This window comes from Plectonema radiosum NIES-515 (assembly GCF_025753815.1).
Lineage (GTDB): Bacteria > Cyanobacteriota > Cyanobacteriia > Cyanobacteriales > Nostocaceae > Hassallia > Hassallia radiosum_A.
Map to the genome: position 1 here is coordinate 25,410 of NZ_JAOWRF010000003.1, position 6,775 is coordinate 32,184.

Here is a 6,775-nt window from a genome sequence, read left to right on the forward strand (position 1 = left end):
TTTAAACTCCCATGATTTTGATGATATTCATATACAAGGGAATCCCGACAATAATGTTGAAGGGAAAGGTTAGCGCTAAAGCCATAGAAACGTACAAACTTGGATTAGCTTCCGGAACTGTCATTCTCATCGCTGCTGGAACCGCTATATAAGAAGCACTTGCACAAAGAACGGCAAACAAAAGGGCATTTCCTTGAGAAATACCGATGATTTTGGCGATAATTATCCCAATAATTGCATTTGCTACAGGCATAAATATAGAAAATGCAATCAAAAAAGAACCTGTTTTACTCAAGTCTTTGATTCTTCTTGCCGCTACCATTCCCATATCTAATAAGAAGAATGATAATGTCCCGTAAAAGATTCCTTGGGTAAATGGTTGCAACTTCTCCCATCCTTTTTGCCCTGTGAGAATGCCGATAAGTACGCTACCAACTAAGAGAAATACAGAACCATTTAAAAAGGCTTCTCGGAGAACTTCACTCCAAGAAAATTCGGAATTTTCTGATTCTTTTTCTTTGCTTTTACCAAAAATTCTGACTAAAACAATTCCCACGACAATTGCCGGAGATTCCATCAAGGCTAAAGCAGCTACCATGTAACCATCTGACTTGATGCTAAGAACTTTAAGAAAAGATTGTGCCGTGATAAATGTGACGGCACTAATTGAACCATAAGTTGCAGCAATAGCGGCTGCATTATACGCGTCAAGTTTGATTTTTAGGATAAAAAAGGAGTAGACTGGTACTAAAGAAGCCATGACTACAGCTGCTAACAGTGTCAGCCCTATTTGTGGAGTAATTCCACTTTCTTCAAGTTCATATCCTCCCTTAAACCCAATAGCGAGTAAAAGATAAAGAGAAAACAACTTTGGCAAAGGAGGAGGAATTTCTAGGTCGGATTTGAGAAAAATTGCTAGCATTCCTAAAAAGAAAAAAAGCACCGGCGGATTTAATATATTCGATAAGATCAGGCTCGAATTCATGTCTGATAACCCCTATGTCTGCAACTGATCGTCAAAAACTTATCAATAAGACAAGCGATCGCTAACCTTTTTGTAACAAATAGTTAACTTGACTAGTTAATATATTTGAATGATGTGAAGATGTTATGGAGATGATGTGTCAATGTTGTGACACTAACCTCAAGCTTCTCGTTGGTAAAGTTGTTTGGTTGATAATGCCTAAACAAATTAGGCAGAAAAAATACCACTACCATTTTTGATAGTATTTATTGTCAAGGAATAATAATTTCTTTTCAGTTATGTATTAAATTAAAAATAAGTGCTGCTTTTTTGAGATATATTAAGTATATTCCGAAATCCTCCAACCAGGGGTTGTAACTAAGTGTAAAGGAACATTAGTGTTATTAATCTTTTGTTACTAAGTTGTATTTATGAAAATAAAAATATATAGTCAGGTTTTGACTGGGTTTGCACGAGTCTTTGGTATAGCTGGGCTGACTAGTTTAGCGACAAGTGCAATGAATCTACCTAGCTATGCTGAAGGCACGACTTTTTACTGCGATAAAAGCAATAGTGTACCGACAACAGTTGTTCGCACCCTAGACGGAAAGAATTTGCCGATTATTCGCTGGATTACTACCTCTAGCAGTAAGGAATTGACACCTGTACAACGGTGCCAACAGGTGTCTCGGAGATTTCAAAAAAGTTATGACAACGGGACTCTAAGATATATCAAAGCCGGTATCCTCAACGGACTGCCAGTGGTGTGCGCTGCGGCTGAAAAAAACGCTGCTTGTACAGATAGAAATTTGTTATTCACTCTCAAACCGGGGAGCGATCCCAATGCGACTGCACGTCAATTATTTGATCGTCGTGCTTTGGCAGCTGGAAACGCGACAAATCAATTTGGTGGTGACACAAGCAACGATCCGGTGAATATTGATGTGGAAGCGTACTTGTACTTTACATCATCTCAACCGAATGGAGGCACTAAATATTTAAAGATGTAATTTACTTGTTTAGGTAGATGGCAAGGAGTCATGATGATGAGGAAATAACCCAAAAGATTAAATGAATTGGCGTAAATTTACACTGATTGCCTGTGCGGGCAGTTTATGTATCACGTTGTCAACATTGGCAATAAATGTCAGTAGTAATAAGTTTGCAAAACCGGAATTATCGGTTACTCAACTATCGATAAAACAGTTGGAGAAGCAAGGGCAAGCTATTACCGTGAAGGTAATATCGCAAGATGTCTTGGGGTCAGGGATTTTATTAAAAAGGCAGGGCTACTTTTATACTGTGCTGACGAATGCTCATGTGTTGCGATCGCAGAACCCCCCCTATCGCATTCAGACAAACGATAATCGGATCTGGGTAGCTGATGTGCCTAAAACTATTCGCTTTGGGCAAAATGATTTGGCTTTATTGCAGTTCCGCAGCACTGGCATTATTTATAGTGTGGCATCTTTTGGTTCTTCACCGGCGGTGGGGGATGAAGTATTTGCTGGTGGTTTTCCCTCTCAAGAAGAGGGAACTGGAAAAAAAGGCTTTACATTCACTACTGGTAAAATATCTCTGAGGCTGCACAAAGCTTTGGAGGGAGGATATCAGTTTGGCTATACCAATGATATCGAAAAGGGTATGAGCGGCGGACCATTGTTAAATCGTCGTGGTGAAGTTGTGGGTGTAAATGGAATGCACGCATATCCACTATGGGATGCACCTTCTGTGTTTGCTGATGGTTCGGAAGCTGACGCAGCTTTGCACAAAAAAATTACTCACCTTAGTTGGGCTGTACCCATAGAGACTGTTATTAAGTTTATTGGAGATTAAAGCAATGAATTTTTATTCTCGACTTGCACCAGCATTAATTGGGGTTTCAATTACTTTTGTGCAAATGCCAGTGACTGTAGCCTTATCACCCACTGAGGTGAATAAAATTGCTAAAGAAATCACGGTGCTGATTCAAAGTAAGAAGCCTAAATATGGTTCTGGGGTAATTGTTAAGAAAGAGGGCAATATTTACACTGTGCTAACAGCCGCTCATGTGGTAGATGTTGCAGATAATTATGAAATTGTTACTTCTGATAATAAGCGGTATACAGTTAACTACAATACGATGAAAGTGCTGCCGGGAGTAGATTTAGCTGTGGTGCAGTTTAGCAGCACTCAAAATTATATTGTGGCAAAAATAGGCAATTCGGACGTGAGTACAGAAGGAACAACGGCTTATGTAACTGGGTTTCCTGCACCAACATTTGCGATTAATCAATCGATTTATACTTTCAGTGATGGGCGGATTACTGCTAATGCTTCAAAAGCTCTGCGTGATGGCTATACGTTGGTTTATAGCAATAATACCTCAGAAGGGATGAGTGGTGGTGCAGTCTTAAATGAAAATGGTGAATTGATCGGAATTCACGGGAGAGCAGATAAAGATACTAAAGAAGTTAAAACAGGGTTTAATTTGGGTGTTCCAATTAATACCTTTTTGAAATTATCAGCAACAACTAGCGTAAATGTAGGTGTCTCTCGTCCTAACACTCCAGTGACGACAAAATCTAAAGCTGACGATTTGTATATTCAGGGTGTGGATAAGTATAGCAAAGGAGATTTTAAAGGAGCGATCGCTGATTTAACTGAAGCAATTCGCCTCAATCCTAAGTATACTTTAGCCTACGTCAACCGAGGTAATGCCCGCGATGACTCAGGAGACAAGCAGGGAGCATTGGCTGATTATAACTCGGCGCTACGCATTAACCCCAACGATGCCAGTGCTTACAGCAATCGAGGTCTGACACGCTCTAGTTTGAAAGACTTCCAAGGGGCAATTAGCGATTACAGCTCGGCGATAAAAATTGATCCCAAATATAGCCTAGCTTACAATAACCGGGGTATCGCCCGCGATGAATTAAAAGACAGGCAAGGAGCACTAGCTGATTACAATACTGCCATCAAAATTAACCCCAACTTTGCTCTAGCTTATTACAACCGAGCTATTACCCGCGATAACTTGAAAGACTTACAGGGGGCAATTGCTGATTACAACTCTGCCATAGGAATTAATCCCAACTATGCCAATGCTTATTACAATCGAGGTCTTATCCGCTCTCGTTTGGAAGATAAGCAGGGCGCAATTAGCGATTACAATTCTACCATAGGAATTGATCCCAATTATGTTAATGCTTATTACAACCGAGGTAATGTGCGCTCTAGTTTGAAAGACTTTCAAGGAGCGATCGCTGATTACACCTCTGCCATCAAGATTGACCCTAACTATGTTAATGCTTATTACAACCGAGGTATTGCAAAAGATGACTCAGGAGACAAACAGGGAGCAATTGCTGATTACACCTTTGCCATTAAGATTAACCCCAATTATGCCAATGCTTATATCAACCGAGGTGTTACGCGCTACAGTTTGAAAGACTTGCAAGCAGCGCTCGCTGATTACACCTCTGCCATCAAAATTAGCCCCAACTCTGATTTAGCTTATTACAACCGAGGTCTTGTCCGCAATGAATTAGGAGACAACCAAGCAGCGATCGCTGATTACACCTCTGCCATCAAGATTAATCCTAATTATGATAAGGCTTACAATAAGCGGGGTCTTGTTCGTTACAATTTGAAAGAGTTGCAAGTGGCAATTACCGATTACAATTCTGCTATTCGCCTCAATCCTAACTATGCTGAAGCTTACGTTAATCGAGGTAATGCTCGCGATGATTTGGGAGATAACCAAGGAGCGATCGCGGATTACAATACTGCCATTAAAATTGATCCCAACTATGCTAGTGCCTACTTTAACCGGGGTATTACTCGCTACAGAGCGAAAGACTCACAGGGAGCGATCGCCGATTACAACTCTGCTATCGGCATTGATCCTAGCTATGCTAGTGCTTATCTTAACCGGGGTATTATTCGATCTGATTTGAAAGACTTGCAAGGTGCAATTACTGATTACAATCAAGCCATCAAGATTAATCCTAACTATGCTAGTGCCTACGCTAACCGGGGTATTGATCGTGCTTCTTTAGGAGACAAACAAGGAGCATTAACTGATTTGCAGAAAGCAGCTGAACTTTATCAACAACAACGAAGAACAGAAGATTACCGAAGAACCCTTGAGTTAATTAAAAAGCTTCAGTAATCGAATTGAGTAGCGATCGCGCAAGTGCCAGATATACCAGTTGTGCTCGCTAAATTATTGCGATCGCACTTTTCACATCGCACACCACTCGTAATCTACACTATTCCTGGATCGATTGCTACGATCTCTAATCCATTTTTGGCTGCTGGTCTTGTAGCTACGTTCCAAAATTCTCTACAATGAAAGCGGCGTTATTGTTAATTGTACCTTATTCTGCTATATAAAAGCTAAACAAGTCTAGACATTTACTTCTTGCTTCAACGGGAGCATGGGAGCGGTTATCCCTCAACAAGCTTTCACGCCTTAGCCAGACGTGATAAATTTATTGCTGCGTTTAAATCTCTGTCCATCGAATGCCGACAACTTCCACAGTTGTAGGTTCTTTCTTCTAATGGCATATCTTGAATATGTCCACAGCTTGAACAGGTTTTACTTGATGGAAACCAACGGTCAGCAATAATGATTTCACAACCAAACTTTTTCGCCTTGTATTCTAACTGCCTTTTAAACTCATGGAAACCACCTTTAGCAGCAATGCCTTGAGCTAATTTGTGTAAGAATAGCATACCCGAAACGTTCAAATCCTCTACTACTATTCTTGCGTGGTTTTTGCATAAGAAAGTAGTGATTTGGTGAAGGGTGTCCTTTCTGAGGTTAGCTACCCTAGCATGATGGTTAGCAAGTTGAATTTTAGCTTTATATCGGTTGTTAGAACCTTTACTTTTTCTGGCAAACTTTCGTGACAATCTGCGAAGTTTTTCCAGATTAGTTTTGTAATGCTTTGGGTTAGGGAATACCGCACCAGTCGATAGTGTAGCCAGGGTTTTTACACCTAAATCAACCCCGACAACATCATGGACTTTAATAGTTGGTTCGTGATTTTGTTCGTAAGCTAAAGCGATAAACCAACTATCAGCAGTGCGTGATATTGTGATTGATTTGCACGTAGTATGAGGTAATCCTTCATAAGTTTTTACCCATCCAATGGTAGGTAATTTAATAGACTTACCACCTACTGGAATCGGTTTACCACTTGCATCAATAGTAAAACTATCATGATATCCTTTCTTTTGAAAGTTAGGATAGCCACCTTTTTTACTCAAGAACTTAGAAAAAGCATCACCAAGATTATCAAAGGCATATTGAGTTATTTTATGACAAATACCAGTTTCTTTAATCCAAGTAAACTCAGGTTTTACGTGATTGTTAAAGAATTTTTTCAGAATGTATTTGTTGGGCTTTAATCCATATGAATAAAGTTCGTTCCAAGTAGCCAAACCCCAGTTGTAAGTAAACCTTGCAATTCCTGCATGTTTGCTCATGATGGTTTCTTGGTTTTTACTTAGTTTTAATTTTGTTTTGATGGATAAAAGCATTGTTTCGACCTTTTGTGCTAATAGTATATTAGTATATCAATATATAGAAAAAAGAGCAATGCCATTCCAGAAAAAACACAAATTAGGGTTTACAAGTGAACAACCTTTTGATAAAGACCCAGTTTGTTTCAAGGTATCGCCTGGTATCAAAGACAAGTTAAAAGCCGTCCCTGACTGGCAAAAACGACTTAGAGAGGCTGTTGACGAAATAATTAAAGACACGGATATTTGTCAATAGACGTATAGGTTTGTCCGTATTATTGGCTACTTAGGCGTAACTCT

Annotated in this window: 6 protein-coding genes; 4 read left to right on the top strand and 2 right to left on the bottom strand. The window is 39.7% G+C overall.

Annotated features, from left to right (window positions below; all coding sequences use genetic code 11):
* Position 1: 1 nt before the first annotated feature.
* Complete coding sequence (locus OGM63_RS00495; RefSeq protein ID WP_263743533.1) at positions 2 to 985, bottom strand: sodium-dependent bicarbonate transport family permease; 984 nt, start codon at positions 983 to 985, stop codon at positions 2 to 4.
* Between the two features lie 410 nt (positions 986 to 1,395).
* Here OGM63_RS00495 and OGM63_RS00500 point away from each other — a divergent pair, with 410 nt between their 5' ends.
* The 3 genes from OGM63_RS00500 to OGM63_RS00510 all read left to right on the top strand — a co-directional run bounded on the left by OGM63_RS00500 (position 1,396) and on the right by OGM63_RS00510 (position 5,117).
* Entirely contained in the window at positions 1,396 to 1,974 is a 579-nt protein-coding gene (locus tag OGM63_RS00500) for a COP23 domain-containing protein (RefSeq protein ID WP_263743534.1), read from the top strand.
* Positions 1,975 to 2,035: 61 nt separating this feature from the next.
* Complete coding sequence (locus OGM63_RS00505; RefSeq protein WP_263743535.1) at positions 2,036 to 2,800, top strand: S1 family peptidase; 765 nt, start codon at positions 2,036 to 2,038, stop codon at positions 2,798 to 2,800.
* A 4-nt stretch (positions 2,801 to 2,804) separates the two neighbouring features.
* A complete protein-coding gene (locus OGM63_RS00510; RefSeq protein ID WP_263743536.1) occupies positions 2,805 to 5,117 on the top strand; it encodes a tetratricopeptide repeat-containing S1 family peptidase in 2,313 nt (770 codons plus the stop codon).
* Between the two features lie 296 nt (positions 5,118 to 5,413).
* On the opposite strand, the gene OGM63_RS00515 is transcribed toward OGM63_RS00510, so the two are convergent.
* Entirely contained in the window at positions 5,414 to 6,439 is a 1,026-nt protein-coding gene (locus OGM63_RS00515) for an RNA-guided endonuclease InsQ/TnpB family protein (RefSeq protein WP_263743537.1), read from the bottom strand.
* On the opposite strand from OGM63_RS00515, the gene OGM63_RS00520 reads away from it, so the two are divergent.
* Positions 6,438 to 6,731, top strand: coding sequence for a hypothetical protein (locus OGM63_RS00520; protein WP_263743538.1), 294 nt, complete (start codon positions 6,438 to 6,440; stop codon positions 6,729 to 6,731). The two genes, OGM63_RS00515 and OGM63_RS00520, sit on opposite strands and share 2 nt — an antisense overlap.
* Positions 6,732 to 6,775 lie beyond the last annotated feature (44 nt).